Below are 24,586 nucleotides of genomic sequence, written 5' to 3' on the forward strand. Positions count from 1 at the left end.
GCTGAGGGTTTGTGCCATAATTGTGGGCAGTTTTATCACAATACAGTCACTTCACAATGAGAAAAATATATCTGGCAGGCGGAGATTCGCGTAGCGTAGCAGCTTATTTTCATGCGCTCACGGGGGCGGTTAGCGTGGTTTGTGGTTACGCTAATAGCGCGTTGCCGGCGCCGAGTTATCAGCAAGTTTGTAGCGGTAAAACGGGCGCAGTTAAAGCCGTTGCGTTGACGTATCAACCGCATATTCTTTCGCTTTCGGCAGTCTTTTTGCATTTCTTTCGTCTGCTCGAACCCATTCTTTTTCAATATCAACCGCATCACCAACGCCACGGTATTTATAGCGTCTTTTCGGAAGAACGAGATTTAGCGCGCGCGGCAGTTACGGCGCTGCAAAAACGCCATTTAAATCCGATCACAATTGAAATTGCCGCGCTTGATAATTTTTTTGCCGCAGAAAATGCGCCGCTTTCAACGCTGGAACCACCGCGGCAGGCAAATGAACCTTTTTCCGCTGAAGAACGTCAATTACTTTACGCTTTTTGGCAAAAACCAAAACTTGCTGAATTGAAAAAAATCCTTTCGGAAGAAGAGTTTGCTATCACGCAAGAACAATCAACCGAAGCGCCTTTTTCGCATTGTTATGATCAATTATTCGCCGCGGGGATTTACGTTGATTTATTAAGCGGAGAACCGCTGTTTTGTTCTAATGATAAATATGATGCCGGTTGTGGCTGGCCGAGTTTTTCGCAACCGTTAACGGAAGAAGCGCTTACTTATCATGCTGATTTTAAAGGCGGACAAAAGCGCATTGAAGTGAGAAGTGCCGTTTCCGATAATCATTTGGGACACGTTTTTTTTGATGAACCGTCTCCAAGCGGCAAACGTTATTGCATCAATGGAACCAGTTTGCGCTTTATTCCGTGGTCAAAAATGGACGCCGCAGGTTATGGCGATTTAAAAATCAAGGTGAAAAAGTGAAATTAAATACGATACAAGGCGGCATTATAGTCACCATTTTTTCATGCACCTTTTTGATTCCCGGCGGTTATAACTACGGCATGCTGGCGTTACTCATCACCGGCATCATTGCGATTGCCGAAAAATCGCCGCATCGATTATCGTATTTTGAGCGCCGCTGGATTGCGTTTTTATTGATTTTTAGCGCAATTTCGCTGACGTTGCGATTGTTACACGGCGAACCTTTATCTACCTACGATAATTTAAGCCGTTATGGTTTATCGATTATTCTTTTATACGGTTTAAGCCGTTATCCGCCGGCGGAAAAATATTATAGTTGGGCGTTATTAGCGGGGACTTTAACGGCTTTATTGATGGTTTTAGTGGCGCGATATCGCGGCGACAGCGCGATCGGCTATCAGCATCACATTCAATTTTCCGGTATTTCGATGATTTTTGCCGTATTTTCGGGATTTCGGTTGCCGTACGCCAAAACACGTTGGCAACGTTTTATTTTAATCGTAGCGCTGTTTTGCGGTGTTTGCGCGGCAGCTTTGGGTGGCGGACGCGGCAGTTGGTTAATCGTGCCGCCGATATTGGTTTTATTTTTCATAATGATGCGTAAACGGGTGACGCTGAAAAACGCCGCTTTGGGATTTTTTCTACTCTTGTCGTTTTTTTCTGCTTTATATTGCATTCCTCAAACGGGCGTTGCCGCGCGCGTGCGGGGCGTTTTTTCGGATCTCGATCATTATCGCCAAGGAACCGTTGCCACGTCTCAAGGAATGCGTTTGGAAATGTGGCGCTGCGCCCGATTGATGTGGCAGGAAAAGCCGTTGATGGGGTGGGGCAGCGTGGGCATGCAAGCGGAAAAAGCGCGTTTAATTGCGCGCAATGATTGTCATTTTTCAATTGCGCCTTTTAATCATTTGCATAATGATTATATTGATATCGGCGTTCGTTACGGCATTGTGGGCTGTTTCAATTTTTTATTTATTTATTGTGGCGCATTATTTTTATATTTCGTGATGTTGGCACAATTTCCATCTATTGCTTGGCAGGGCATTGCGATTAATTGTTGTTTTATGGTGGTTTCTTTAACAAATGCCTTTTTGAGTCACCATATAAGTATTATTTTTTATTTATTATTAAATTCTTTGTTATTTATACAAACTAATTATACCTATATTCAAAATAAAAATTATATAAGTAATAAAATTTAGATGAGTAATTAAATCGCGGCGCTATTTTTGATCGTTAAATTTATTTGAGTTTTTCTTCATATTTTATTATGGTATGCATCTGACGGCAGCGCGAAATAATATTTAAGATTTTTCTTCGTTTTATCATCGCAATATTTAATACATAAAAATAATATACTGATTAATAAATGATTTTCTGATAATTCTACTCATTCATTATTTACGGAGATTAAAATTTTGTTGATTATTATCAAATAAAAGCGCTATTGTTTTTAGCATGATGAATCGAGTAATTATCTTTCTTTTCACCAAACAAAAGAGGAATAAATTTCAATGAAATTATGTATGACGTTTAATAAAACGGGCGGTTTTTCTTATTTAAAAAAACATTCAATAATTTTAGCGGCAGAAAAGCAATTAACGCATATTATTTTTATTAGAAAAATAATAGAAATTATTGAAATGTTGGCGCATCTTTTTATTGATGTTAAAAGGAATGAGATTCTGCTCAATTAATTAATTGATAATCGGTTTTCTTATTTCAGAAATTATATCAATACATCATTTTTTAAAGGTTTTATATGATTTCATCAGCATTAATTAAAGAATTTCTTGATGCGTGTTTTTTGGCAAAAGAAATGACCCAAATAATGCCGCAATTACCTGCTGGTTTAACGCCGCGTCATATTTACATTCTTGATAAAATTCATGAGTTATCACAAAAAAATAGGGCGGTGAAAATATCGGACGTCAGCGATAATTTGCGCGTGACCAAACCTGGAATTACCAAATTGATTCATGAGTTGACAATGCTGGGCATGATTCAAAAAAGTGCTGACGATATGGATAAACGCGTCACTTGGCTTCATTTAACGCCGTTGGGCGAGCAATGCCATCAGGAATATTTCCTTAATTATCATCAAGCAATCGCCCAGCACTGCACGTCAACTTCCGAACAGGATTTAACCAATGCCATTTCTACTATTAAAAACTTGTATTGGCTGATGAAGTCTAATGTCAACCGCTAACGCCGTTGATAATCGACAAAATCGAGCGCAAATGCGTTTTTCGCGTCCGCGGCAAAATGGCTGCGGTGCGTTTCTTGCCAATCTTGAGGTCGAATCGGGGGGAAAAAAGTATCGCCCAACAGTTCGGTATGAATCCACGTTATCGTTAAAAAATCCGCTTCATCAATCGTTGCCGCATACAAACTACCGCCTCCGATAATAAATACTTTTTCATCATTGCAACAAAAAGCCAATGCTTCTGAAATAGCAGGAAAAACGGCGACATCAGCATGCAACGGTTGCCCGCTGTGGCTGATGACAATATTTTTGCGATTGGGCAATGGCTTTTTTAAACTTTGAAACGTTTTGCGCCCCATGATGATGGTATGTCCGCTGGTGCGTTGTTTGAAATGCTGCAAATCGCGCGGCAAATGCCACGGCATACCGCCATCTTTTCCGATGACGCGGTTTAAAGTTTGCGCGGCAATTAAATGTATTTTAGGCTTCGGCATGTAACGTCCTTTTGCGATGCGTATGATAAAAAACGCGGCGCGCGCCGAGCACAGCAAAAGTTCCTAATCCAAACGCGCAACCACCCCAAAGTCCATAAACGCCCCAATCAAAGCCGTATGCCATGATCGTGCCGGTGGGAATGCCGATAATCCAATAACCGATAAATGCGTACAACAAACAAATTCGCGTATCGCCCAAGCCGCGCAAAATCCCCGCGCAGGAAACTTGAATGCCGTCAATAAATTCAAAAAATGCCACCACAAATAAAATTTTCGCGGCAATGGCAATGATTTCTGGGTGATCGGTATAAAAAAGTGGAATGTAATAGCGCGCGAGAATCAAAACGATGCTCGATAGCAACATAAATCCACCGGAAAAAATCATGCCGGTATACGCGCGATAACGAATTGCCGTCCAATCTCTACGTCCCAAAGCGTGCGCGCAGCGAATGGTTAACGCCGATGCAATGCCCAAAGGCACCATAAAAATAATACTCAAATAATTGCTGGCAATTTGATTGGCGCTGGTGATGATGGCATTTTCGCGGCTTGCCATAATACCGATATAAGAAAACATTGCCGCTTCCATGACCATTGCGGCGCCGATGGGCAATCCAACCCACAATAATTCTTTAATCATCGGCAAATTAAATGCGCTCATTTTGTGGAATAAACGGTAACGGCGCCAGCGCGGACGCGTTGCCAGTATCCATAATAAAGCGCCGGTATAAAGGACATAACAAAATCCCGTAGAAATTGCCATGCCGGCAGCGCCTAAATCGGTAAACGTTAAGAAAAACCAGTTACCAACGATATTAACCGGCAACAATGCGGCTTGAACGTAATTAATAGGTCGGGGATTTGCCATACCTTCTAAAAAAAAGCGGGCGAGTTGTCCCAACAAAAAAATACCTGCCGGCAGCGCTAAAACCAATAAATAACGTTTACTTTCTTCGGCAATACTTTTTTCGCTACCGATAATTTGGGGCAAATAAGCGCAGCCAATCACGGCAAAAATCATCAAAATACCCAAAAGACTAAACAGCCAAAATCCTTGTTGAAATTCGCGGCGAATGGTGACGTGGCTATCATTTCCGTGCCGGCGTGAAATGAGCGCCGAAAAACCAACGCCGATGCCAATCATAAATAAATAAACAATGGCGAATAATTGATTTGCTAAAGAAACGCCCGCCAACGTGAGCGGCGTGTGGCGTCCTGCCATCACGGTATCAATAATTTGCTGACCGTAATTGAGCAATTGCGTGCAAATCATCGGCAATGCTAATGACAATGTGGGACGAAGTTCATTTTTAAATGCTTGCACCATAAAAAACCTTAGAAAAAACCTTCTCCAAAAGGAGAAGGGTCGAAAATATCAGAGATGTTTAATGTATTTTAAAAGACAATTACGCTTCATTGATCACTTCAAAACTATGGGTCACTTTTGCCGTTTTTCCCAACATAATTGCTACAGAACAATATTTTTCTGCAGATAAATTAATCGCTTGTTCAATAGCGCTTTCTTTTAAATCTTGACCGTATACGGTGAAATGAATATGAATTTTAGTAAAAACTGCAGGTTCGGTTTCCGCGCGTTCTGCCGTTACAGTGGTTTGGCAATCGCGGACTTTTTGTTGTTGTTTTTGCGAAATACTGACAACATCAATGCTGGAACAACCTGCCGCCGCCATTAACACCAATTCCATCGGATTAGCGCCGCGTTTAGCGTGACCTTCTGGCGGTTGTCCTTCCATCACCACGCCGTGACCGCTGTCATTAGTTGCGATAAAACAGAGATTATCAATTTGTTTTGATTGTATTTTCATGAAAAAGTCCTCAAAGTTTTACGAATAAAGAAGATATAGATTACCACCATTTATCGCTTTCGTGAGTGCGGCTGAATACGGCGCCGAGCCGCGGCGTGCACATTTTTAAGCAGGTTTTTTGTGTTAACGCCCACGTTTGGGAAACGGATTCATGCCAAAGATGCGTTGATAAGGCGTAAGCGCCCCAATGAATGGGCGTCCAACAGCGTGCTTGTAATATTTTGACCGCGGCAATGGTTTCATCAGGCATTAGATGATGATTATGCCACGCGCAATGGTATTGCCCGTTTTCCATAAAAACGAAATCAAAGGCACCAAAACGCGCGGCAATCGCGCGAAAATGATCACCGTTGCCAAAAGCGGTGTCGCCTGAAAAGAAGAACTTTTCAAAAGGCGTTTGCAATACATACGCGGCGCATAATGATCGATTGTGATCAAAAAGGTGGCGCCCCGAATAATGTCGCGCCGGTACGCTGTGCAGCGTAATATCATTTAAAGTTAAAGATTCCCAATGATTTAACGCGAAAATGCGTTGCCGTTGAATGCCTAAACGGATAAAAAAGTTTTCTAATCCTCGCGGTATGACAAATTTGGTGGTGTGTTTACTGAAGTAGCGAATGGTTTTTTTATCCAAATGGTCATAATGATTGTGCGTGATCAAAATCCAATCGATGGGCGGCAGTTCCGTAATCGCGAGCGGCGGTTTTTGGAAGCGTTTGATGATAAACGGAATTGGTGCGGCATAACGCGCAAAAATCGGATCGATGAGCACAGTGGTTTTGCCGCTGCTACATAGTAGCGAAGAATGTCCCAACCAAATAAAACGCATATCGTGTTGGGCATTAAAAAAATCATTCCAATCAGGAAGTGCAACGGGTAACGGCTGCGGCGGCGCAAAACGCGCGGGGTGCGCGATGATTTGCCACAAAGCCTGAAGTGATTTGAAATGCCGTTTAAAAGCGCGCGATTTATCGTTAAGATTAAGGTTCGCGCGTTGCTGACAAGTGAGTTTACCCGTGTGCATGATGTGTCCTTTAAAGAGAGAAAAAGGGCGAAAAATGTGTTTTTAAACGGGGAAAATATACCGAACTGCGCGCAACAGTCACATTGATATTTATTAAAAATCCGCATATACTGCGCCGCGTCTTGTTGCCCCTTCTCTGGCGGCAGTTTTTTTCCCTAAATTTTTTTCGGGTTTTCCTTTGGAGTATTTATGAGTAAACCGTTTGCCGTAAATGAAGCGGACTTTCAATCACAGGTATTAGATGCCAATGTTCCTGTATTAGTTGATTTTTGGGCTGAATGGTGCGGACCTTGTCGCGCTTTAGCTCCAGTTTTAGAAGAATTTGCGGCAGAACAGGCGGGAAAATTAGCCGTTGCTAAAGTTAATGTTGACGACAACGGCGATATTGCTGCGCAATTTGGTATCCGTTCCATTCCTACTTTGATCTTATTTAAGAATGGGCAACAAGTAGACAGAATCGTTGGCTTGGCTTCAAAAGCACAATTAAGTAATTTTGTTGCTCCTCATTTGGGCTAATGATCCAAAACACCCGACTTATCGGGTGTTTTCATTTTAATGCGCCGGTTTTTCCGGTTTCTCTCTCAAATTATTCTCACATAATCTATTGATACGCAATGAATTTAAGCGATTTGAAACTAAAGTCGCCGCAAGCTTTATTAAGTCTTGCGGAAGAAATGGGACTCGAAGATATTTCCCGTAAACGTAAGCAAGACCTGATTTTTTCTATCTTAAAAGCGCACGCCCAAAATGGCGAACAAATTGAAGGCGATGGCGTGCTCGAGCTTTTGCCGGACGGTTATGGTTTTCTCCGTTCTGCGATTAATTCCTATCAAGCAGGTCCCGATGATTTATACGTTTCCCCCAGCATTATTCGCCGGTGTAATTTGCGCACGGGAGATAGCGTTTCCGGACATTTGCGTCCGCCAAAAGATAATGAACGTTATTTTGCGCTCACCAAAATTGATACCATCAATTTCGATCCGCGCGCTGCTGCTAAGCATAAGATTCCTTTTGAAAATTTAACACCGCTGCACGCTGAATCGCAATTAAAACTCGAATTAGGCAACGGCAGCAGTGAAGATATTACCGCGCGCATGATCGATTTAATCAGCCCGATTGGTAAAGGACAACGCGGCTTGATCGTTTCGCCGCCGAAAGCGGGAAAAACCGTGATGTTACAAAACATTGCGCAATCAATTACTATCAATCACCCCGAATGTTATTTAATCGTTTTGTTGATTGACGAACGTCCAGAAGAAGTTACCGAAATGGAGCGCACCGTACGCGGTGAAGTTGTTTCTTCTACTTTTGACGAACCTGCGCAACGTCACGTTCAAGTGGCTGAAATTGTGATGGAAAAAGCCAAACGTTTGGTAGAACACAAACGCGATGTTGTCATTTTGTGCGATTCCATTACGCGTTTAGCGCGCGCTTACAATACGGTTGCGCCGGCATCGGGCAAAATTTTAACCGGCGGCGTTGATGCCAATGCTTTGCAACGTCCGAAACGTTTTTTTGGTGCCGCGAGAAATACTGAAGAAGCGGGATCGTTAACCATTATTGCTACCGCATTGATTGATACCGGTTCTAAAATGGACGAGGTTATTTACGAAGAATTTAAAGGCACTGGCAACATGGAAGTGCATCTCAATCGGCGGATTGCCGAAAAACGCATTTTCCCTGCGATCGATATTAATCCTTCTGGAACGCGACGCGAAGAATTGATGATTGATCCCGATATGCTGCAAAAAACGTGGATTTTGCGCAAAATTCTCCACCCGATGGACGAATTGCAAGCCATTGAGTTTTTAATGGAACGTTTAAAAAATACCAAAACGAATGAAGAATTTTTTTACGCGATGAAAAACGGCGGTAAATAAAAAGAAAACCCCGATAAAATCGGGGCAGGAAAACATTTATTGTTGAATAATTTCAATCCAATAACCGTCTGGATCGGTAATAAAAGCAATATCTTTCATACGTCCTTCTTCAGGGCGTTTTCTAAACGGCACGCTGATGGCAATATGCCCATAACCACCGCGCTCACCGTTACCAATATCATATGAAAAATGGGGATCGTGTTCGGTTCCCCAATTATGCGTGAGTTCTAAAACGCCGCGGCGCGTGGCAAGCCAGCGTTTAAAATCGGCATCTTTTTCGGGAATGCTTTCATCGGGCGCTAAATGGCATAAAAAGCATAAAGTAAATTGACAGTTTGGATAATCCGCGCGCCGCACAACCGTCATGCCCAAAATATGCGTATAAAATTCCAGCGATTTTTCCAAATTTTTTACACGAATCATTTGGTGCGCCAGAGTAAATCCGGCGGTTTGCGCGGGCGGGGCGGGGAAGTGTTGATTCATTTTGTTCTCCAATCAATAACGGGAAAAGGGTCAAGATTTTCACAAAATCGCTTCATTATCTTTTGCTTTCGTTGATTTTGAAAGACGCGCGATATTTCACTGTATTGGCGAGAAGGCGTAAAATGCTCCATTTTGAATAGGAAAATACGATGCTTATTACACGATTTGCGCCCAGTCCAACGGGCGATCTTCATATTGGTGGTGTTCGTACGGCTTTATTTTCTTGGTTAGTTGCCAAACAAAAAGGCGGCGAATTTCGTTTACGCATTGAAGATACTGATTTGGAGCGTTCAACCGAGGCTTCCACGCAAGTGATTTTAAAAGGCATGGAATGGTTGGGTTTGGATTATCAAGGCGAGGTAATTTATCAAAGTCGCCGGACTGATATTTATAACGCCGTTATCGATGACATGATCGCTCAAGGATTGGCTTATTATTGCTGGTGTACGCCGGAAGAATTAGAAGAAATGCGCGCCGCACAAAAAGCCCGCGGCGAAAAACCGCGTTATAACGGTAAATATCGCAACGGCGGTGAACCGGTTGATGGTGTCACGCCGGTGGTGCGTTTTAAAAATCCGTTGGAGGGAACGGTCAGTTGGCATGATCACGTTCGCGGAGTCGTGACCATTGATAACAGTGAATTAGATGATTTTATTATTCGTCGCAGCGATGGTATGCCGACTTATAACTTTTGTGTGGTAATTGATGATCACGCGCAAGATATCGGTTTGGTGATTCGCGGCGATGATCACGTCAGCAATACGCCGCGGCAAATCAATTTATACCGCGCATTAGGTTATCAAGTGCCTGAATTTGCGCACGTGCCCATGATTTTAGGCGATGACGGTAAACGTTTATCCAAACGTCATGGCGCGACGAATGTTTTGGATTACCAAAAAGAAGGCTATTTACCGGAAGCGATTATTAATTATTTGGTGCGTTTGGGTTGGGCGTACGGCGATCAGGAAATTTTTTCTATTGAAGAATTGTTAACGCATTTTAGTATTGATGACGTTCACAGCGCGCCGTCTACTTTTAACACGGAAAAATTACGCTGGCTCAATCAACAGTATTTGATGCATACCGATATTAAAGAATTAGCGCGTTTATTGCCGGATTTTTGCGCCGCGCAAGGATATCAGCTCACGCAGGAACAATTATTAACCGTGGTGCCGCATTATCAAGAACGCGCGAAAACGTTACGCGAAATGGCAGAAATGATGCGTTGGGTCGCTTGCGCGCCGGAAACATTTCCTGAAGCGGCAGCGAAAAAAGCCTTTAAAAATGATACGGCGCAAATCATGCAGTTATTGATCACCAAATTACAAGCATTACAGGATTTTGATGAAAAAACTGTGCACGATGCGCTAGCGGCAGTGGTGAGCGAACTCAATATTGGTTTTGGAAAAATGGGGCAACCTGCGCGTTTAGCGATTACGGGCGGACTGCCATCACCAGATTTGGCGTTGTGTTTTGCTTTAATTGGCAAAGAAAATGCGTTGCAACGTTTACAATATGCAATAAAATTTATGACGCAAAATCAGTAGCTAATTAAGAAAAAAACAAAGAAAGCGGGATTTTAATTGACAAGATTATTTCCTCTGCTAGAATGCGCGCTCTCGAACAGAGTTCGGGGCTATAGCTCAGCTGGGAGAGCGCTTGCATGGCATGCAAGAGGTCAGCGGTTCGATCCCGCTTAGCTCCACCAAGAGTTTTTTAAATGCGTCCCCTTCGTCTAGAGGCCTAGGACATCGCCCTTTCACGGCGGCAACAGGGGTTCGAACCCCCTAGGGGACGCCACTTAATTTAACTATTTCTAATATCTCTTATTGTCCCCTTCGTCTAGAGGCCTAGGACATCGCCCTTTCACGGCGGCAACAGGGGTTCGAACCCCCTAGGGGACGCCACCTAATCTTAAAACTTCTCGCATTTTCGTTTTTGCGTAATTAAATTGATTTTAATCAGTAGAATCAGTGGATTGGGTGCGTCGTGGTAATCGGATTGAGCGCCGCAAAAGTAACAGTGAAATTGTTGTTTGCGCTTCAAAATGGTTTCTGTAAAACGATAATAAGAAACGTCAGTCGTTATTGGTTTTCATAAAAACCGTTTGCATTTTACCGCCGCCGGCATTTATTTTAGAACAATCATTTTCAGTTGATGGGGTCGTCATGCAATTATTTACTGCCCGCGAACTATCGCTCGCGTTTGGTTGGCGCGCATTATTGGATAAAGTTCAGTTGAGCGTAGAGACTGGCGATCGCATTGCTTTGTTGGGTCGTAATGGTGAGGGAAAATCGACGTTATTAAACGTTATTCGCGGCGCACAAATTGCCGACGAAGGCGAAATTGCGTTTACCGAAGGCGTGCGCGTTGCTTATTTACCCCAAGATCCGCCAGCGGCTGATGAAAAAACCGTGCGCGAAGTGATTCGTGCGGGTAATGCCGAAGTAATTGCGGCTTTAGAAAATTATCAGCGTTTATCTTCAAAACCGCAGCAGCATCACGAAGAACTCACGCGATTAGATGCTTTGATTCATGCCGCCGACGGTTGGACTTTAGAAAACCGAATCGACAGCATTTTGACGCAATTTGATTTAGACGGCGCCGCAAAAATGGCAGATTTATCGGGCGGTTGGCGCCGGCGCGCGTGGCTTGCGCGCGTAGTGCTCGATCGTCCAGAAGTATTATTGCTTGATGAACCCACCAACCATTTAGATATTGCGGCGATTTCGTGGTTAGAACAATTTTTATGCAATTACCGCGGCGCCGTGATTTTCGTCACTCACGATCGTTTATTTTTACACCACGTTGCCAATCGCATTTGGTCGCTCGATCGCGGTGATTTAACCGATGTGAAAGGAACGTTTGAACGTTTTTTGCAAACGATCGCAGAAAAAGAATATGCCGAACGAGAAGCGCAAATTCGTTTTGAAAAAAAATTAGCTGAAGAAGAAATTTGGATTCGTCAGGGCATCAAAGCGCGGCGAACCCGCAATGAAGGTCGGGTGCGGGCGCTTAAAGCCATGCGTTTGGAACATGCAAAAAGAGTGGAAAAGCAAGGCATGGTTCGTTTTCATTTAGATGATGGAAAACGTTCGGGAAAACAAGTAATTGTCGCGAAAAATGTTTCTTTTTCTTATCCACAACACCCGCCGTTAATTGCGGATTTTTCCGATATTGTTGAACGCGGCGAAAAAATCGGGTTAATTGGCGCAAATGGCGCAGGAAAAACCACGTTGATCCGTTTGTTATTAGGCGAAATTGCGCCGGAAAAAGGAACGGTACAATTGGGAACGCATTTAACCGTTGCTTATTTTGATCAATTGCGCGCGGCTTTAGATGGAACGCGAACATTGCGCGATAGTATTGGCGATGGCAGCGATTACGTGGAAATTGCGGGACAACGCAAACATGTTGCTGCTTATTTACAGGATTTTTTATTTCCACCCGAACGCTGGCAAACGCCAGTTTCGGCATTATCGGGCGGCGAAAAAGCGCGTTTATTGTTGGCAAGATTATTTGCGCAACCGGCAAACGTGCTCGTGCTCGACGAACCAACCAATGATTTAGATATTGAAACGCTGGAATTATTAGAAGAATTGCTTTCTGATTATCAGGGCACGGTGTTAATTGTCAGCCACGATCGGGCTTTTTTAGATGGCGTGGTGACGCGTTCTTGGGTTTTTAATCAAGCGCAGCAAAAAATTGAACACGTTCCCAGTGGTTTTTCGGATTGGTTGGCGCAGGGCGGTTGTTTGGAACAATTATCACCGATTACTAAAGCAACTAAAGAAGATGTTTTACCGCCAGCAGAACCCAAAGCAACAAAACCAGCGGCAAAATCTAGCACGAAATTGAGTTACAAATATCAGCGCGAACTCGATGCTTTGCCGGCAAAAATCGATGCATTAGAAAAAGAAATTGCCGTTTTGAGCGAACAATTAAATCAACCCGATTTTTTTACTTTACCGCATCAAGAGCAAAATGTTTTTTACCAACAATTAGAAGTGTTGCAGCAGGAATTAGATCGTTTAACCGAACGTTGGATTTTGTTAGAAAGTGGTGATGTATTGTAAAATTATGATAACTTTGTGCAGTTTTAGCGTACTGGAGAATGAATGTGGTTGAAGTAGAAGTTCCGCAAGGAGTGTATTGGGTTAGTAATGATGATGCGTTAGGGCATACTTACAAAATCACCGCGGTTTCCTCAAAAGGAGAAGCGGAGAAGGATTATAGTAATAAATTTGATGCGGATCAGATGTTTGATTTTTTGTGTGGCAAATATAATCTGATTCGGATTTCGCAAACCATCGCCATTAATCCTGAACGCGCCGATATTATCGTGCAACAAGAAAACGATTTGGCAGTGTGCATGAGCGATGGCTCTACTTTGAATTCTAAAGATTTTTGCCGTGACAAACCGCAAAAAGTTGTCGCTTATCGTATTAATCAAATTCAAGAACAATCTCATATTCCATTGAATCATTGGATTGATATTAATACCGGCGAAATGGTGCTTTACGTTAAAATCCCGATTATCGAATCAGTCAGTTCACATAATCAATTGCTCACTATTAAAACGCGTTACGGCACCAGTTTTGATTTTGCCTGCTCAAATAAACCGCAGGCGGAAGCAACGGTAATAGAAATACAAAACTATTTAACTTTATAAAATATCAATTAAAAACCCCGCCGCGGCGGGGTTTTTTACGTTTAAGAAAAATTAATTCCAACCATAATTAAGCGGAATAATAAAATCGCGGTCACCGTCCAAACGCCGACATTTAACGTTTTTATTTTGCCGGTGCAGGCGGCGATTAAGGTATAACTGATAAAACCTAAAGTAATGCCGTCAGCAATAGAATAAGTCAGCGGCATGCCCAATATCGTGATCATTGCTGGCGCGGCTTCGCCGATATCTTCCCAATGAATATCGCCCAAAGCGTACATCATCAAAACCGCAACGTATAAAATCACGCCGCTGGTGGCTTCAACCGGAATCATATGAGCCAGCGGTGCAAAAAATAAAGCCGCTAAAAATAATATGCCGACAACAACCGCCATCAATCCAGTTCTACCGCCGGCAGTGACGCCCGCCGCACTTTCAATATAACTGGTGGTGTTAGACGTTCCCAAAGCAGCGCCGATGACGGTAGCCGTACTGTCTGCTAATAATGCTTTCTTTAAATTAGGAATTTTTTGATCGGCGGTCATCAATCCAGCGCGTCCCGTCACGCCGATTAACGTGCCTGCCGTATCAAATAAATCCACAAAAAAGAAGGCGAAAACCACGCTCAGCATACTGGTTGAACAAGCGCTGGCTAAATCCATTTGCATAAAAGTGGGCATCAATGAAGGCGGCGACGCAATGATGCCCGTATATGAACTGTGTCCCGTGCATAAACTGATCACCGTGATGATGAGCATCGCTAATAATGTTCCGCCCCAAATTTTAAAAGATTGAAAAATGATGATGAGCAAGAAACAAAAAAACGTCATCGCGGGCACATAATGCGTTAAATTGCCGATGCGCGTCAGCGTTACGGGGTGCGCAACGATAATGCCGGCTTCTTTCATCGCAATAATGGCTAAAAATCCGCCGATTCCAGCAGCGATGGCTTTTTTAAGCGGATTAGGAATTGCGTTAATCACCCATTCGCGAATGTGGCATAAACTGATTACGATAAACAATAAACCAGAGAGAAAAACGCAGCCGAGCGCGGTTTGCCACGTTTGTCCCATACCGATAACAACGGTAAACGTAAAAAAAGCGTTTAATCCCATGCCGGGGGCAAGCGCGACCGGCAAATTGGCGTATATTCCCATGATAAAACAACCGGCTGCCGCTGCGAGACAAGTCGCTACAAAAACAGCGCCAGAATCCATGCCGGCTTGACTTAATAAGCTGGGATTGACAAAAACGATATATGCCATCGTCAAAAAAGTAGTAATACCGGCGGTAATTTCTTGTTTAACCGTCGTTTGATAGTGCTTCAGTTGAAAATGTTTTTCGAGCATCAAAAACTCCCAAAAGCGGTGCATCATAGCGCAATCGTATCAATTTGTTCACTTTTTTATGTTGAAAAAAGCGTGGGCGTTGTTCGTTGTGATGGCGGCAACGTGGGACATCGTTTGCTGACGGCATTGGGCAACCACGCGTAACACTTCGGGCAAATATTTGGGTTCATTATTGAGCGGGCAGGGCAGCAGTGTTTTTGGCGTTAAATATGGTGCATCGCTTTCAATCATCAGGCGATCATCGGGAATTTCGGCAACAATATCGCGCAAATTGTCGCCGCGTTTGGGATCGCAAATCCAGCCGGTAATGCCAATATATAAACCGTGATCGAGCGCCCAATGCAGTTCTGAACGTGTTCCCGTAAAACAGTGCCACACCGCTTTAGGAATGGACGGCAGATAACTGCTTAAAATGCGTTGAAAATCAGGAAATGCCGCGCGCATATGCAAAAAAACGGGTTTTTGTACAGCGCTGGCAACAGCTAATTGATCGTGAAAACAGCGTTGTTGTTGCAACGCGCTTGATAAATTGCGGAAATAATCGAGTCCCATTTCACCAACGGCAACTACGCGTTCATCTCGACAAATCATTTGCAATAAAGCGGGGTGATATTGTGGATTCCATTGGCTGGCGTGATGTGGGTGAAAGCCGGCGGTGGTAAAAAGTTCGCGATAATGTTCGGTGAGTTGTAATCCCAATTCATTGCTTTGCCAATCGCTGCCGGTAATGATTTGTTGCACAACGCCCGCGGCGCGTGCTTCTGCCAAAATACGCGGAATTTCTGGATATAACCGAGAACTGGTGAGATTGCAGCCAATATCGATGATCGGATTCATAATTTAATCAAAAAGATACAAAATAAAATCACCGCCAGCATTAAAATGATGAACGTGCCCCAATGTTGCGGCGCGGCGGCGCTTTCGTCAAAAAGTTGTTTGATGGCGTGCGGGTGTTTATAAAGTCGCCAAAGTATGAAAATGACTACGAAAACGATCGCGATTTTATTCCAATCCATAATGATTTCCTTAATTTTTGTTGATGGAGAAGTTTAATAGATTTGATGTTTTTTGTCGTTTGAAAAAATAGACATCAATTTTGTGATGCGATAAGATTAATTACACCTATCGAATATTTGTTTTCGATGGATTTATTTAATGAATAATAGAATTTTCTATTTTTTTATCTGGGAGTTACTGATGAAAAAAGAACAATTTTTAGCGGCAGCGTTGCTCGTATTTGGATTTTCCACTGCAGCGCACGCGGAATTGATGAGTTACCGCTGCGATCAAGATCGTAAAATTGACGTGGTTTATTCCTTCAACAGCGCTGGCGTTCCAACCAAAGCAGAAGTGATGATTCAAGGGAAAAAACGCGTTTTAAATTACAATATGGATCGTTCTGATAACGTTGACAGCTTTTTTAATGACAAAGCCGGTTATGAATTAAGCTCTAACATTATCACCCGCGATGATTATCATAGCTCTAGCATTATGATTATGTCGCCGAAAAGCGAAATTCTCTTTAAAAACTGTTCTGCAGCGATGAGCACGATTCAACCGGTGATGAGCGAAGATGCGCCGTCTGTTGATGCCAACGTTGTTACTTCCGTTAAACAAGCTAATTACGTTTGCCAACAAGGCAAAAAAATGAAAGTGGAATACGGTTTTAATGAAGTCGGCATTCCGGTTTATGCGTTGGTTAATTTCAAAGGAACAAAATTAAAATTGCCTTATGATTTAGACCAATCCAGCGAAGCCAGCACATTTTTTACTAAAGATGGCTACGTTTTCGCCGGCGACGGAATGACCGTTGATACTTACCGCAATTCATTCATGATGTTGACCGCTCCGAGCAACGAAATCCTTTATAAAATGTGTAAAGCACGTTAATCGTAGCGCATCATTTTTTAAGTGGCTGCATTTTGTGCAGCCGTTTTTTTAACCGCACGCTTTTCTTCCCGATGCGCGTTCTTTTGCGCTTAAAGTAAAAACTTCATAACCGGTTTTCGTCACTGCCAACATATGTTCCCATTGTGCTGATAAACTGCGGTCACGGGTGACAGCCGTCCAACCGTCCGGAAGAATTTTCAACGCTGCGCGTCCGGCATTAATCATCGGCTCGATGGTAAACGTCATACCTTCTTCTAAAACAATTCCGTGATCGGGTTTGCCGTAATGCAATATTTGCGGATCTTCATGAAAACCCACGCCGATGCCGTGCCCGCAAAATTCGCGTACCACGGAAAAACGTTCTTTTTCAGCAATCGTTTGAATCGCATGACCAATATCGCCCAACCGCGCGCCGGGTTTTACCACAGAAATGCCCGCCCACAAACAATCATACGTTACTTCAATCAAACGTTGCGCCAAAACGCCTGCCGTTCCTGCAACATACATGCGGCTACTGTCGCCGTGATAACCATCGACGATAACGGTTACATCAATATTGACGATATCGCCGTTTTTGAGTTTTTTATCGCTGGGAATACCGTGACAAATCACATGGTTAACCGAAATGCACGTTGCTTTTGGAAAAGGCGGATTACCGTAACCCAAACAAGCCGAAACGGCGCCGCGTTGCGCGATATATTGTTGGCACAATTCATCTAATTGCGCGGTGGTGATGCCGACTTGAACGTGCGGCGTAATCATATCGAGCACATCGGCAGCCAATTGACCGGCAACGCGCATTTTTTCAAGCGCTGCCGCGTCTTTTAATAAAATATTCATGAAAAAATTCCTTAGAAAGATTGAATGAAACGTTTGCACGTATTGAGCGCTTGATAGCGCTTTTTTTGGTAAAAATGGTCAAATATGATATAAAGCACGCCGCCGTAAGGCAATTAAAACACACAAATACCAAAACATCGCTTCGGGTGCGCTGCGGCGTTGAAGCATGGGTATTTGGAGGAACAACCCTATTTTTTTGGAGTAACTTATGACACAAGTCAGCATGCGCGATCTGTTTGAAGCCGGCGCTCATTTCGGTCACCGCGCCCGTTTTTGGAATCCTAAAATGGCGCCTTATATTTATGGCAAACGTGGCGACATTCACATCATTAATTTGGAACAAACCGTTCCGATGTTAAACGATGCTTTGAACTTTTTAAGCGCTGTTGTGGGCAATGGCGGACGCGTCATGTTTGTAGGCACAAAACGTAGCGCGAGCGATGCCATTTCTGAAGCAGCCAGCCGTTGCGGTATGCCTTATGTAAATTTCCGTTGGCTCGGCGGCATGATGACCAACTTTAAAACCATTCGCCAATCCATTCGCCGTTTGGAAGAAATTGAAAAAATGGCAGAAGATGGTACGTATGACAAATTATCTAAAAAAGAAGTCATCGTTTTAGAACGCGAACGGGAAAAGTTAGCGCGCGCGTTAACCGGCATTCGTTCTATGAAACATTTGCCAGATGTTTTATTCGTGGTTGACGTGGGGCACGAACGCATCGCAATTCAAGAAGCGATGAAATTGGGCATTCCGGTAGTTGGCGTGGTTGATACTAATAACGATATTGAAGGCGTTGACTACATTATTCCGGGAAATGATGATTCTGTGCGCGCGATTCGTTTATATGTAAATGCGGCAGCCGATACGATTGAACACGCTAAAGCGGCAGCAGCTGTGCGCGGTGGCGATAATGCGGAAGAAGAATTAGCGGAAGCAATTTCTCAAGAAGAACCTTCTGCGGCAGAAGAGTTGCCAGATGATATGGCAGATAATGAAAACGAATTTGAGTAAGGAGTTTGAAGATGGCAGTTTCTGCACAATTAGTAAAACAATTGCGCGAGCGCACCGGCGCCGGCATGATGGAATGCAAAAAAGCATTAACTGAAACAAACGGCGATATTGATGCAGCCATTGAATTGATGCGTAAAACCGGCATGGCAAAAGCTGATAAAAAAGCAAGCCGTGTTGCCGCAGAAGGCACGTTGGTGGTTTCAATCTCTGATGATCAAAAACAGGCAACTTTATTAGAAGCCAATTGTGAAACGGATTTCGTAGCAATGGGCGATGAATTCCAAGAATTTGCGGGTAAAACGGTAGAACTCGTGCGCGCAAAGGCAATTGCAGATGTTGATGCATTATTAGCGGCTGAATATGAAGCTGGTAAAACGGTAGACGATCGCCGTCGCGAATTGATTGCCAAAATTGGTGAAAATATGGCGTTGCGTCGTTTTGTGACTTTATCTTCTCAAGACGGCATTATTGGGCATTATGTTCACGGCAATCGTATTGGCGTTTTGGTGGAACTCAAAGGCGGCGATGCTGAATTAGCTAAAGATATTGCAATGCATGTTGCAGCAACTAATCCGATTGCGCTTGATGCGGCTTCTTTGCCCCAAGATTTTCTGGACAAAGAAAACGAAATCCATCGCGCAAAATTCGAGCAAAGCGGTAAACCTGCTCATGTGATTGACATGATGCTCGAAGGCGCAATGAAGAAATTATTTTCTGAAGTTGTGTTGTTGAATCAAAAATTTGTGAAAAATCCTGAACAAAGTATTGAGGATTTACTCAAATCTCATAAAGCAACGATTATTCAATATGTTCGCTACGAATTAGGCGAAGGCATTGAAAAAGAAGAAACTGATTTTGCTGCCGAAGTAATGGCGCAAGCAAAAGGACAATAGTTTTTCATCGTCGATGAAACCGCCGCTTGACGGCGGTTTTTTTTAGAAGAAATACATCAAAATGATAGTCATTAAACGGTAATTTTCGGTATTTTGAAACATAAATACCGCGATAAATCTCGATATAATGCACGCAATATTTATCTTATGGAGTTTTAAATGAGCACAAAACCAAAGCCAAGATATCGCCGTATTTTATTAAAAATGAGTGGCGAAGCATTGATGGGCAATCAAGCATTTGGTTTAGATCCTAAAGTAGTTAATCGGATTGCCGATGAAGTGCGGCAATTGCATGAAGCCGGCGTACAAGTTGCCATTGTGATTGGCGGCGGTAATTTATTTCGTGGCGCGCAATTGGCAGCACTCGGCATGGAACGCGTCACCGGCGATCATATGGGCATGTTGGCAACTTTAATGAATTCTTTGGCAATGCAAGATGCTTTAGAACAAATTGGCGTTCCCGTGCGCACGGTTTCGGCGTTGCGCGTTGATGAAATTTGTGAACCATACATTCGCCGGCGCGCGATTCGTCATTTGGAAAAAGGGAATGTTGTTATTAGCGCGGCGGGCACGGGCAATCCCTTTTTTACTACGGATTCGGCGGCAAGTTTGCGCGCAATTGAATTAGAAGTAGACGCGATGTTTAAAGCGACGAAAGTCGATGGAATTTACACAAAAGATCCGAACCGTTATGACGATGCCGTAAAATACCACGATTTAAGTTATCAAAAAGCGTTAACGGATAATTTAGGCGTTATGGACGCCACATCTATCGTAATGTGTCGCGATAATCATATGCCGTTGATTGTTTTTGATATGACGAAAGCCGGCGAAATTATTCGCGCGGTTTTTGGTGAAGATGTAGGCACCATTGTTCATGCATAAGGAGCAGTTATGACTCAAGAAATTTTAAAAGATACGCAATCGAGAATGAAAAAATCAGTTCAAACGTTGGAAGCGGATTTAACGAAAATCCGCACTGGACGCGCGAATGTTAGTTTATTAGATCATATTGAAGTGGAATATTACGGCGCGATGGTGCCTTTATCGCAAGCTGCCAATGTTAACGTTACCGATCACCGCACGTTGAGCATTCAAATTTGGGAACGCGATATGGTGGCAAAAATTGAAAAGGCGATTATTAATTCTGATTTGGGATTAACGCCAAATACCGCTGGTCAAAATATTCATATTAATTTGCCGCCGCTGACTGAAGAACGCCGCAAAGAAATGGTAAAAGTGGTGAAAAATGAAGGCGAGCAAGCCAAAATTGCCGTGCGCAATATTCGCCGTGACGCCAATCAATCTTTGTCTAAGTTGTTAACACAAAAAGAAATTTCTGAAGACGAACAACGAAAAAGCGAAGAAGAAATTCAAAAGATTACCGATCATTTCGTTGCCGAGATCGATAAAGTTTTAATGGCTAAAGAAAAAGAATTAATGGAATTGTAAATGGACGTTTTGCCCGTTCCCCGCCACGTTGCCGTAATTATGGACGGTAACGGTCGCTGGGCAAAAATGCGCCAGAAACCGCGTGTTTTTGGACATCGACAAGGACGAAATAGTGTTGAAAAAACGATTCGTGCGGCGGCTGATTCTGGCGTTGAAACCTTGAGTTTGTTTGCGTTTAGTACCGAAAATTGGTCGCGCCCCTCAATGGAAATCGGTTTAATTATGGAATTGATTCAACGCAGTATCGTTGATGAAGCAGAAACATTATGCCGTCAAGATATTCGCCTGCGCTTTTTGGGCAGACGCGATAAATTATCTGCATCATTACAAGAAAATTTACAATGGGCAGAAGCGCTGACAAAAAATTGTCAGCGCATGCAAGTCATTTTTGCCATTGATTACAGCGGTCATTGGGGCATTTTGGAGACAGTTCGTCATTTAGCAAAACAAGTTTCCGCCGGCACTTTATCCGCCGAGCAAATCGATGAAGCCGTTTTTGAAGCCGCCCGACCCATGCCCGATTTACCGCCCGTTGATTTACTCATTCGCAGCAGCGGCGAATTGCGTATTAGCAATTTTCATTTATGGGAAATTGCATATGCGGAACTTTTTTTTACCGATACACTATGGCCGGATTTTGATGAATCATTATTTCGCGAAGCCATTTGTGCTTATCAGGCAAGAGAACGCCGTTATGGCGGTTTATTACCACAAAATACAGAGGAAAAATTAGAGGAAAAATAATGTTAAAACAACGAATTATATCAGTTTTGATCGCAGCGCCGATTTTTATATGGTTAGTAGGTTTTGCGCCCAACTTCATTTTTTATCTCGCTTGGACGGCAGGCGTTGCTGCCGCTGCTTGGGAATGGGGACGGCTATTGTGTTTTTCTTTTGAGAGAAATCAAAAATTTGCCGCCGTGGTCGCAGGACTTTCTTTGATAACAATGATGCTTGCCACGCGTTATACCGCTTCCGCATTTTTATCGGGCGTTTTATTTCTTTTAGGGCTCGCCGTGTTATTGGCATTGCCGTTTTTATTGACACAATACCGCCGCTTTCAAGATGTGCCACGGGCGGATATCGTGTTGCCCATTGCGGGAATCGTGCTTTTTTTGGGTTGCTCTATGGCAACCACCGTTATTCGTCAACTTATTGGCGGCGTACATTTGCTTGGTTTATTTATTACCGTTTGGGCTTGCGATATTGGCGCTTATTTTGTTGGAAAACGCTTTGGCAAAACACCTTTTGCGCCCAAAATCAGCCCGAATAAAACATGGGAAGGTTTTATTGGCGGTTGGTTATCTGGCGTCGTGATTTGCGCGGTATTTCTCATTTTTTCTCATGAGTTTCGCGGCGTTGAATCGTACTTTGCCTTTTTGATGGTGACAGAAATCATTTTGATTTATGCTGCGCTCGGAGATTTATTAGAAAGCGTATTAAAACGGCGGGCGCACGTTTCAAATAGTGGACGGTGTTTGCCGGGGCACGGCGGCATTTTAGATAGAATTGATAGCTGGTTGCCAACATTAATTTTGTGGGCGTGTTGGTTACTAATACGTGGTACGGGTGTATGAATATTTTATGGGGCATTTTAGGTTTTATCGTCACGATTGGGATTTTAGTCGGCGTGCACGAATGGGGACATTTTGCTGTTGCACGCTTTTTTGACGTTAAAATTCTGCGTTTTTCCTTAGGATTTGGTTCGCCGATCATCAGTTGGACGGGCAAAAAAGACGGTACGCGTTACACTTTAGCGCCAATTCCGTTGGGTGGCTTTGTGCAAATGTATGGCGAATCAGAACATGAATCGTCAGAAAATGCCCTCGATTATCATCGTACTTTTACGGCAAAACCGGCGTGGCAACGTTTTTTCATTATTTTTGCCGGTCCCGCGATTAATTTAATTTTTGCGGTGCTGATTTTTGCGCTGTTATTTATGACCGGCGTGGAAGGTATTTCGCCTACGGTATTACACGTTCAAGAGCACAGTCTTGCGGCACAAGCAGGATTGCAGCGCGGTGATGTATTAACCGCAATCAATGATCATAAAATTTTGCTCGCTGCCGATGCGCATATTGCATTTGTTGGCGCACCGCGCAAATCCATTTCGGTGCAATATCGGCGCGATGATGCGCTTTATCAAACCACTTTGAATTTATCTTCATTGCGCGCAGGCGATGAGCAACAAATGCCTAACCGTTTGGGACTTTATTTAGCTGATGATTGGTGGCCGGCAATTGTTGATCGCGTGATTACGGCAGAAAATGCGGCGGATTTAGGCGTGAAAGAAGTTCAGTTTTTTGCTGGTGAAGCGTTGGGATTGCAATCTGGCGATAAAATTATTGCCATTGACGGCATGTCGCTTGCCGATGATCGCGCTATTTTTGAATTGTCAGAACAATTGAGTAACCGCGCGCAGCAGAAAATTCGTTTAACCGTTATGCGTGGGGAAAAAGAACTGCATTTATCGGGCATTTTAGGCAGCCGTGAAATTCGCGGAAAAACTTATGGTTTTCTGGGGGTCACATGGAAACGGGCGCCCAATAAAGATTTTTTTGAACAATATCAAATTGTTGAACGGTACGATTTTTTACCCGCGCTGGTAAAGGGCGCGCAAAAAACGGGTTACTACATTCATCTGACTTTTAGCATGTTTGGACGCATGTTAACGGGGCAAATTGGGCTGGAAAATATCGGCGGACCTTTAACGATTGGCGATGCCGCTGGACAAACTTTGCAGATCGGTTGGGCGGTTTTTTTAAATTTTTTAGGGATCGTCAGTTTATCGTTAGCGGCGATTAATTTATTGCCCATTCCGATGTTAGACGGTGGTCATATGTTGTTTACCGCTTTAGAGATGCTGCGGCGCAAACCGTTATCCGAGCGGACGATGAATGTCGTGTTTAAAATTGGGCAATTTGTTGTTTTAACCTTTATGGGATTTGTGTTGTTAAACGATTTCTGGCGTTATTTATCGTAAACGGTGGCAGGCGGCATAAAGCATTAGCGCGCCCATGCGGCAATGTTCTTTGAGGGTGTCAAGCATTTGTTCATTTTGTTCACTGGCAAATAAATGGCTATCTAAACGCGCAATTTCGCTGATGTCATGAATGAAATCCTGGCAGTCTTCATCTAATTGGTTGATTTTTTGCGTATATTCCAGTGCTAAATAAAATCCTTCCGCCCAAAAAGCGAGCGCTTCCGCGCGTTCTGATAATGATTTTTCCTCGGGCAAAAGCAGCTCGAAATCAAGATCGCTGCCGCTTAATGAATCTTCAATGTTTTTTGATAAGCGCGAAATGAGTTCGCTGGCGATTTTATTTTGAGCGTTTAACGAGAGCAGGGCGTAACTTTGATTTTGTGCATCGATGGCGATTAAGGCGGTGAGTATGCCGTGCAATTCAGCAGCGCAAAACCACCAACGTTGTTGGTTAATCAATTGCGATAAACGGTCGTAATCTAATGTGCTCATCTTTTTATCTCGAAAAAAAATGCTAGTATAGCGAAATAATTTTTCTCTGACCGAGCGAAATTGGCTCATCTCAATGATTTATGGTGAAAAAATATGGATTTTGTGGAGCGTTTACG

27 protein-coding genes and 3 tRNA genes are annotated in these 24,586 nt (G+C 43.3%); 20 read left to right on the top strand and 10 right to left on the bottom strand.

Annotation, left to right across the window (positions count from 1 at the left end; genetic code table 11):
• Positions 1-56: 56 nt before the first annotated feature.
• From msrB to AKG33_RS06785, 4 genes are all read left to right on the top strand, one after another.
• Positions 57-977, top strand: coding sequence for a peptide-methionine (R)-S-oxide reductase MsrB (gene msrB, locus AKG33_RS06770; protein ID WP_012031117.1), 921 nt, complete (start codon positions 57-59; stop codon positions 975-977).
• Complete coding sequence (locus tag AKG33_RS06775; RefSeq protein WP_050708049.1) at positions 974-2,179, top strand: O-antigen ligase family protein; 1,206 nt, start codon at positions 974-976, stop codon at positions 2,177-2,179. The genes msrB and AKG33_RS06775 overlap by 4 nt, the downstream gene beginning before the upstream one ends.
• A gap of 324 nt (positions 2,180-2,503) precedes the next feature.
• Positions 2,504-2,674 carry a hypothetical protein gene (locus AKG33_RS07410; RefSeq protein WP_161802473.1) on the top strand — a complete coding sequence of 57 codons (171 nt, stop codon included), beginning with the start codon at positions 2,504-2,506 and terminating at the stop codon, positions 2,672-2,674.
• A gap of 65 nt (positions 2,675-2,739) precedes the next feature.
• The gene (locus AKG33_RS06785; RefSeq protein ID WP_012031114.1) at positions 2,740-3,186 is read left to right on the top strand and encodes a MarR family winged helix-turn-helix transcriptional regulator; all 447 of its coding nucleotides are present in this window, start codon (positions 2,740-2,742) and stop codon (positions 3,184-3,186) included.
• Here the strand turns inward: AKG33_RS06785 and AKG33_RS06790 are convergent.
• The 4 genes from AKG33_RS06790 to AKG33_RS06805 all read right to left on the bottom strand — a co-directional run bounded on the left by AKG33_RS06790 (position 3,183) and on the right by AKG33_RS06805 (position 6,527).
• Positions 3,183-3,677 carry a dihydrofolate reductase gene (locus tag AKG33_RS06790; RefSeq protein ID WP_012031113.1) on the bottom strand — a complete coding sequence of 165 codons (495 nt, stop codon included), beginning with the start codon at positions 3,675-3,677 and terminating at the stop codon, positions 3,183-3,185. The two genes, AKG33_RS06785 and AKG33_RS06790, sit on opposite strands and share 4 nt — an antisense overlap.
• On the bottom strand, positions 3,664-5,004 hold the full coding sequence (locus tag AKG33_RS06795) for an MATE family efflux transporter (protein ID WP_012031112.1): 1,341 nt from the start codon (positions 5,002-5,004) through the stop codon (positions 3,664-3,666). The genes AKG33_RS06790 and AKG33_RS06795 overlap by 14 nt, the downstream gene beginning before the upstream one ends.
• A 79-nt stretch (positions 5,005-5,083) precedes the next feature.
• Positions 5,084-5,503, bottom strand: a complete 420-nt coding sequence (locus AKG33_RS06800) for an OsmC family protein (protein WP_012031111.1) — start codon at positions 5,501-5,503, stop codon at positions 5,084-5,086.
• Between the two features lie 40 nt (positions 5,504-5,543).
• Complete coding sequence (locus AKG33_RS06805; RefSeq protein WP_049752495.1) at positions 5,544-6,527, bottom strand: MBL fold metallo-hydrolase; 984 nt, start codon at positions 6,525-6,527, stop codon at positions 5,544-5,546.
• 189 nt (positions 6,528-6,716) lie between these two features.
• On the opposite strand from AKG33_RS06805, the gene trxA reads away from it, so the two are divergent.
• A complete protein-coding gene (gene trxA / locus AKG33_RS06810; RefSeq protein WP_012031066.1) occupies positions 6,717-7,043 on the top strand; it encodes a thioredoxin in 327 nt (108 codons plus the stop codon).
• 98 nt (positions 7,044-7,141) lie between these two features.
• On the top strand, positions 7,142-8,407 hold the full coding sequence (gene rho, locus AKG33_RS06815; RefSeq protein WP_012031065.1) for a transcription termination factor Rho: 1,266 nt from the start codon (positions 7,142-7,144) through the stop codon (positions 8,405-8,407).
• Between the two features lie 36 nt (positions 8,408-8,443).
• On the opposite strand, the gene gloA is transcribed toward rho, so the two are convergent.
• Positions 8,444-8,890: a lactoylglutathione lyase gene (gene gloA / locus AKG33_RS06820; protein WP_012031064.1), complete on the bottom strand. Its 447-nt coding sequence runs from the start codon at positions 8,888-8,890 to the stop codon at positions 8,444-8,446.
• A 149-nt stretch (positions 8,891-9,039) separates the two neighbouring features.
• Here gloA and gltX point away from each other — a divergent pair, with 149 nt between their 5' ends.
• The 6 genes from gltX (at position 9,040) to AKG33_RS06850 (ending at position 13,562) form a co-directional block, all read left to right on the top strand.
• Positions 9,040-10,437, top strand: a complete 1,398-nt coding sequence (gene gltX / locus AKG33_RS06825; protein WP_012031063.1) for a glutamate--tRNA ligase — start codon at positions 9,040-9,042, stop codon at positions 10,435-10,437.
• An 85-nt stretch (positions 10,438-10,522) separates the two neighbouring features.
• Positions 10,523-10,598: transfer RNA gene (locus tag AKG33_RS06830), tRNA-Ala, on the top strand.
• Between the two features lie 16 nt (positions 10,599-10,614).
• A tRNA-Glu gene (locus tag AKG33_RS06835) sits at positions 10,615-10,690 on the top strand.
• A gap of 31 nt (positions 10,691-10,721) precedes the next feature.
• Positions 10,722-10,797, top strand: a tRNA-Glu gene (locus tag AKG33_RS06840).
• Between the two features lie 261 nt (positions 10,798-11,058).
• Positions 11,059-12,966 (top strand): ATP-binding cassette domain-containing protein, encoded by a 1,908-nt coding sequence (locus tag AKG33_RS06845; RefSeq protein ID WP_012031062.1) that lies wholly within the window; start codon positions 11,059-11,061, stop codon positions 12,964-12,966.
• A 38-nt stretch (positions 12,967-13,004) separates the two neighbouring features.
• Positions 13,005-13,562 (top strand): cupredoxin domain-containing protein, encoded by a 558-nt coding sequence (locus tag AKG33_RS06850; RefSeq protein ID WP_050708050.1) that lies wholly within the window; start codon positions 13,005-13,007, stop codon positions 13,560-13,562.
• 41 nt (positions 13,563-13,603) lie between these two features.
• Here the strand turns inward: AKG33_RS06850 and AKG33_RS06855 are convergent, their stop codons facing one another.
• The 3 genes from AKG33_RS06855 to AKG33_RS06865 are packed head-to-tail and all read right to left on the bottom strand — an operon-like array spanning position 13,604 to position 15,924.
• Positions 13,604-14,908 carry an NCS2 family permease gene (locus AKG33_RS06855; RefSeq protein ID WP_050708056.1) on the bottom strand — a complete coding sequence of 435 codons (1,305 nt, stop codon included), beginning with the start codon at positions 14,906-14,908 and terminating at the stop codon, positions 13,604-13,606.
• A gap of 48 nt (positions 14,909-14,956) precedes the next feature.
• Positions 14,957-15,745, bottom strand: coding sequence for a TatD family hydrolase (locus AKG33_RS06860; protein ID WP_012031059.1), 789 nt, complete (start codon positions 15,743-15,745; stop codon positions 14,957-14,959).
• Positions 15,742-15,924 (bottom strand): hypothetical protein, encoded by a 183-nt coding sequence (locus tag AKG33_RS06865; protein WP_012031058.1) that lies wholly within the window; start codon positions 15,922-15,924, stop codon positions 15,742-15,744. The genes AKG33_RS06860 and AKG33_RS06865 overlap by 4 nt, the downstream gene beginning before the upstream one ends.
• Positions 15,925-16,105: 181 nt before the next feature.
• Here AKG33_RS06865 and AKG33_RS06870 point away from each other — a divergent pair, with 181 nt between their 5' ends.
• Entirely contained in the window at positions 16,106-16,798 is a 693-nt protein-coding gene (locus AKG33_RS06870; RefSeq protein ID WP_012031057.1) for an ACP-like domain-containing protein, read from the top strand.
• A 48-nt stretch (positions 16,799-16,846) separates the two neighbouring features.
• Here the strand turns inward: AKG33_RS06870 and map are convergent, their stop codons facing one another.
• On the bottom strand, positions 16,847-17,638 hold the full coding sequence (map, locus tag AKG33_RS06875) for a type I methionyl aminopeptidase (protein WP_050708051.1): 792 nt from the start codon (positions 17,636-17,638) through the stop codon (positions 16,847-16,849).
• Positions 17,639-17,846: 208 nt separating this feature from the next.
• Here map and rpsB point away from each other — a divergent pair, with 208 nt between their 5' ends.
• The 7 genes from rpsB to rseP all read left to right on the top strand — a co-directional run bounded on the left by rpsB (position 17,847) and on the right by rseP (position 23,978).
• A complete protein-coding gene (gene rpsB / locus AKG33_RS06880) occupies positions 17,847-18,650 on the top strand; it encodes a 30S ribosomal protein S2 (protein WP_012031055.1) in 804 nt (267 codons plus the stop codon).
• A gap of 11 nt (positions 18,651-18,661) precedes the next feature.
• Positions 18,662-19,543, top strand: a complete 882-nt coding sequence (tsf, locus tag AKG33_RS06885) for a translation elongation factor Ts (protein WP_012031054.1) — start codon at positions 18,662-18,664, stop codon at positions 19,541-19,543.
• 159 nt (positions 19,544-19,702) lie between these two features.
• Entirely contained in the window at positions 19,703-20,428 is a 726-nt protein-coding gene (pyrH, locus tag AKG33_RS06890; protein ID WP_012031053.1) for a UMP kinase, read from the top strand.
• Between the two features lie 9 nt (positions 20,429-20,437).
• On the top strand, positions 20,438-20,995 hold the full coding sequence (gene frr / locus AKG33_RS06895) for a ribosome recycling factor (RefSeq protein ID WP_012031052.1): 558 nt from the start codon (positions 20,438-20,440) through the stop codon (positions 20,993-20,995).
• Positions 20,996-21,739: a polyprenyl diphosphate synthase gene (gene uppS, locus AKG33_RS06900; protein ID WP_012031051.1), complete on the top strand. Its 744-nt coding sequence runs from the start codon at positions 20,996-20,998 to the stop codon at positions 21,737-21,739. It abuts the gene before it with no gap.
• The gene (locus tag AKG33_RS06905; RefSeq protein WP_012031050.1) at positions 21,739-22,572 is read left to right on the top strand and encodes a phosphatidate cytidylyltransferase; all 834 of its coding nucleotides are present in this window, start codon (positions 21,739-21,741) and stop codon (positions 22,570-22,572) included. Before uppS ends, AKG33_RS06905 begins: the two co-directional genes overlap by 1 nt.
• Positions 22,569-23,978 carry an RIP metalloprotease RseP gene (rseP, locus tag AKG33_RS06910; protein ID WP_135325906.1) on the top strand — a complete coding sequence of 470 codons (1,410 nt, stop codon included), beginning with the start codon at positions 22,569-22,571 and terminating at the stop codon, positions 23,976-23,978. The genes AKG33_RS06905 and rseP overlap by 4 nt, the downstream gene beginning before the upstream one ends.
• On the opposite strand, the gene AKG33_RS06915 is transcribed toward rseP, so the two are convergent.
• Positions 23,970-24,470 carry a UPF0149 family protein gene (locus tag AKG33_RS06915; RefSeq protein WP_041729516.1) on the bottom strand — a complete coding sequence of 167 codons (501 nt, stop codon included), beginning with the start codon at positions 24,468-24,470 and terminating at the stop codon, positions 23,970-23,972. The genes rseP and AKG33_RS06915 overlap by 9 nt on opposite strands.
• Between the last annotated feature and the right edge of the window lie 116 nt (positions 24,471-24,586).

The sequence above is a fragment of the Dichelobacter nodosus genome, from assembly GCF_001263335.1.
In the GTDB taxonomy this organism is placed as follows: domain Bacteria; phylum Pseudomonadota; class Gammaproteobacteria; order Cardiobacteriales; family Cardiobacteriaceae; genus Dichelobacter; species Dichelobacter nodosus.

Coding starts and splice junctions, on each gene's coding strand:
- AKG33_RS06860 (WP_012031059.1), bottom strand. CDS start 15,745: ATGAATCCGATCATCGATATTGGCTGCAATCTCACCAGTTCTCGGTTA.
- gltX (WP_012031063.1), top strand. CDS start 9,040: ATGCTTATTACACGATTTGCGCCCAGTCCAACGGGCGATCTTCATATT.
- pyrH (WP_012031053.1), top strand. CDS start 19,703: ATGAGCACAAAACCAAAGCCAAGATATCGCCGTATTTTATTAAAAATG.
- gloA (WP_012031064.1), bottom strand. CDS start 8,890: ATGAATCAACACTTCCCCGCCCCGCCCGCGCAAACCGCCGGATTTACT.
- AKG33_RS06850 (WP_050708050.1), top strand. CDS start 13,005: ATGAATGTGGTTGAAGTAGAAGTTCCGCAAGGAGTGTATTGGGTTAGT.
- AKG33_RS06870 (WP_012031057.1), top strand. CDS start 16,106: ATGAAAAAAGAACAATTTTTAGCGGCAGCGTTGCTCGTATTTGGATTT.
- rseP (WP_135325906.1), top strand. CDS start 22,569: ATGAATATTTTATGGGGCATTTTAGGTTTTATCGTCACGATTGGGATT.
- AKG33_RS06865 (WP_012031058.1), bottom strand. CDS start 15,924: ATGGATTGGAATAAAATCGCGATCGTTTTCGTAGTCATTTTCATACTT.
- AKG33_RS06905 (WP_012031050.1), top strand. CDS start 21,739: ATGTTAAAACAACGAATTATATCAGTTTTGATCGCAGCGCCGATTTTT.
- map (WP_050708051.1), bottom strand. CDS start 17,638: ATGAATATTTTATTAAAAGACGCGGCAGCGCTTGAAAAAATGCGCGTT.
- AKG33_RS06855 (WP_050708056.1), bottom strand. CDS start 14,908: ATGCTCGAAAAACATTTTCAACTGAAGCACTATCAAACGACGGTTAAA.
- AKG33_RS06790 (WP_012031113.1), bottom strand. CDS start 3,677: ATGCCGAAGCCTAAAATACATTTAATTGCCGCGCAAACTTTAAACCGC.
- AKG33_RS06805 (WP_049752495.1), bottom strand. CDS start 6,527: ATGCACACGGGTAAACTCACTTGTCAGCAACGCGCGAACCTTAATCTT.
- rho (WP_012031065.1), top strand. CDS start 7,142: ATGAATTTAAGCGATTTGAAACTAAAGTCGCCGCAAGCTTTATTAAGT.
- frr (WP_012031052.1), top strand. CDS start 20,438: ATGACTCAAGAAATTTTAAAAGATACGCAATCGAGAATGAAAAAATCA.
- AKG33_RS06915 (WP_041729516.1), bottom strand. CDS start 24,470: ATGAGCACATTAGATTACGACCGTTTATCGCAATTGATTAACCAACAA.
- msrB (WP_012031117.1), top strand. CDS start 57: ATGAGAAAAATATATCTGGCAGGCGGAGATTCGCGTAGCGTAGCAGCT.
- AKG33_RS06785 (WP_012031114.1), top strand. CDS start 2,740: ATGATTTCATCAGCATTAATTAAAGAATTTCTTGATGCGTGTTTTTTG.
- AKG33_RS07410 (WP_161802473.1), top strand. CDS start 2,504: ATGACGTTTAATAAAACGGGCGGTTTTTCTTATTTAAAAAAACATTCA.
- trxA (WP_012031066.1), top strand. CDS start 6,717: ATGAGTAAACCGTTTGCCGTAAATGAAGCGGACTTTCAATCACAGGTA.
- AKG33_RS06845 (WP_012031062.1), top strand. CDS start 11,059: ATGCAATTATTTACTGCCCGCGAACTATCGCTCGCGTTTGGTTGGCGC.
- uppS (WP_012031051.1), top strand. CDS start 20,996: ATGGACGTTTTGCCCGTTCCCCGCCACGTTGCCGTAATTATGGACGGT.
- rpsB (WP_012031055.1), top strand. CDS start 17,847: ATGACACAAGTCAGCATGCGCGATCTGTTTGAAGCCGGCGCTCATTTC.
- tsf (WP_012031054.1), top strand. CDS start 18,662: ATGGCAGTTTCTGCACAATTAGTAAAACAATTGCGCGAGCGCACCGGC.
- AKG33_RS06795 (WP_012031112.1), bottom strand. CDS start 5,004: ATGGTGCAAGCATTTAAAAATGAACTTCGTCCCACATTGTCATTAGCA.
- AKG33_RS06800 (WP_012031111.1), bottom strand. CDS start 5,503: ATGAAAATACAATCAAAACAAATTGATAATCTCTGTTTTATCGCAACT.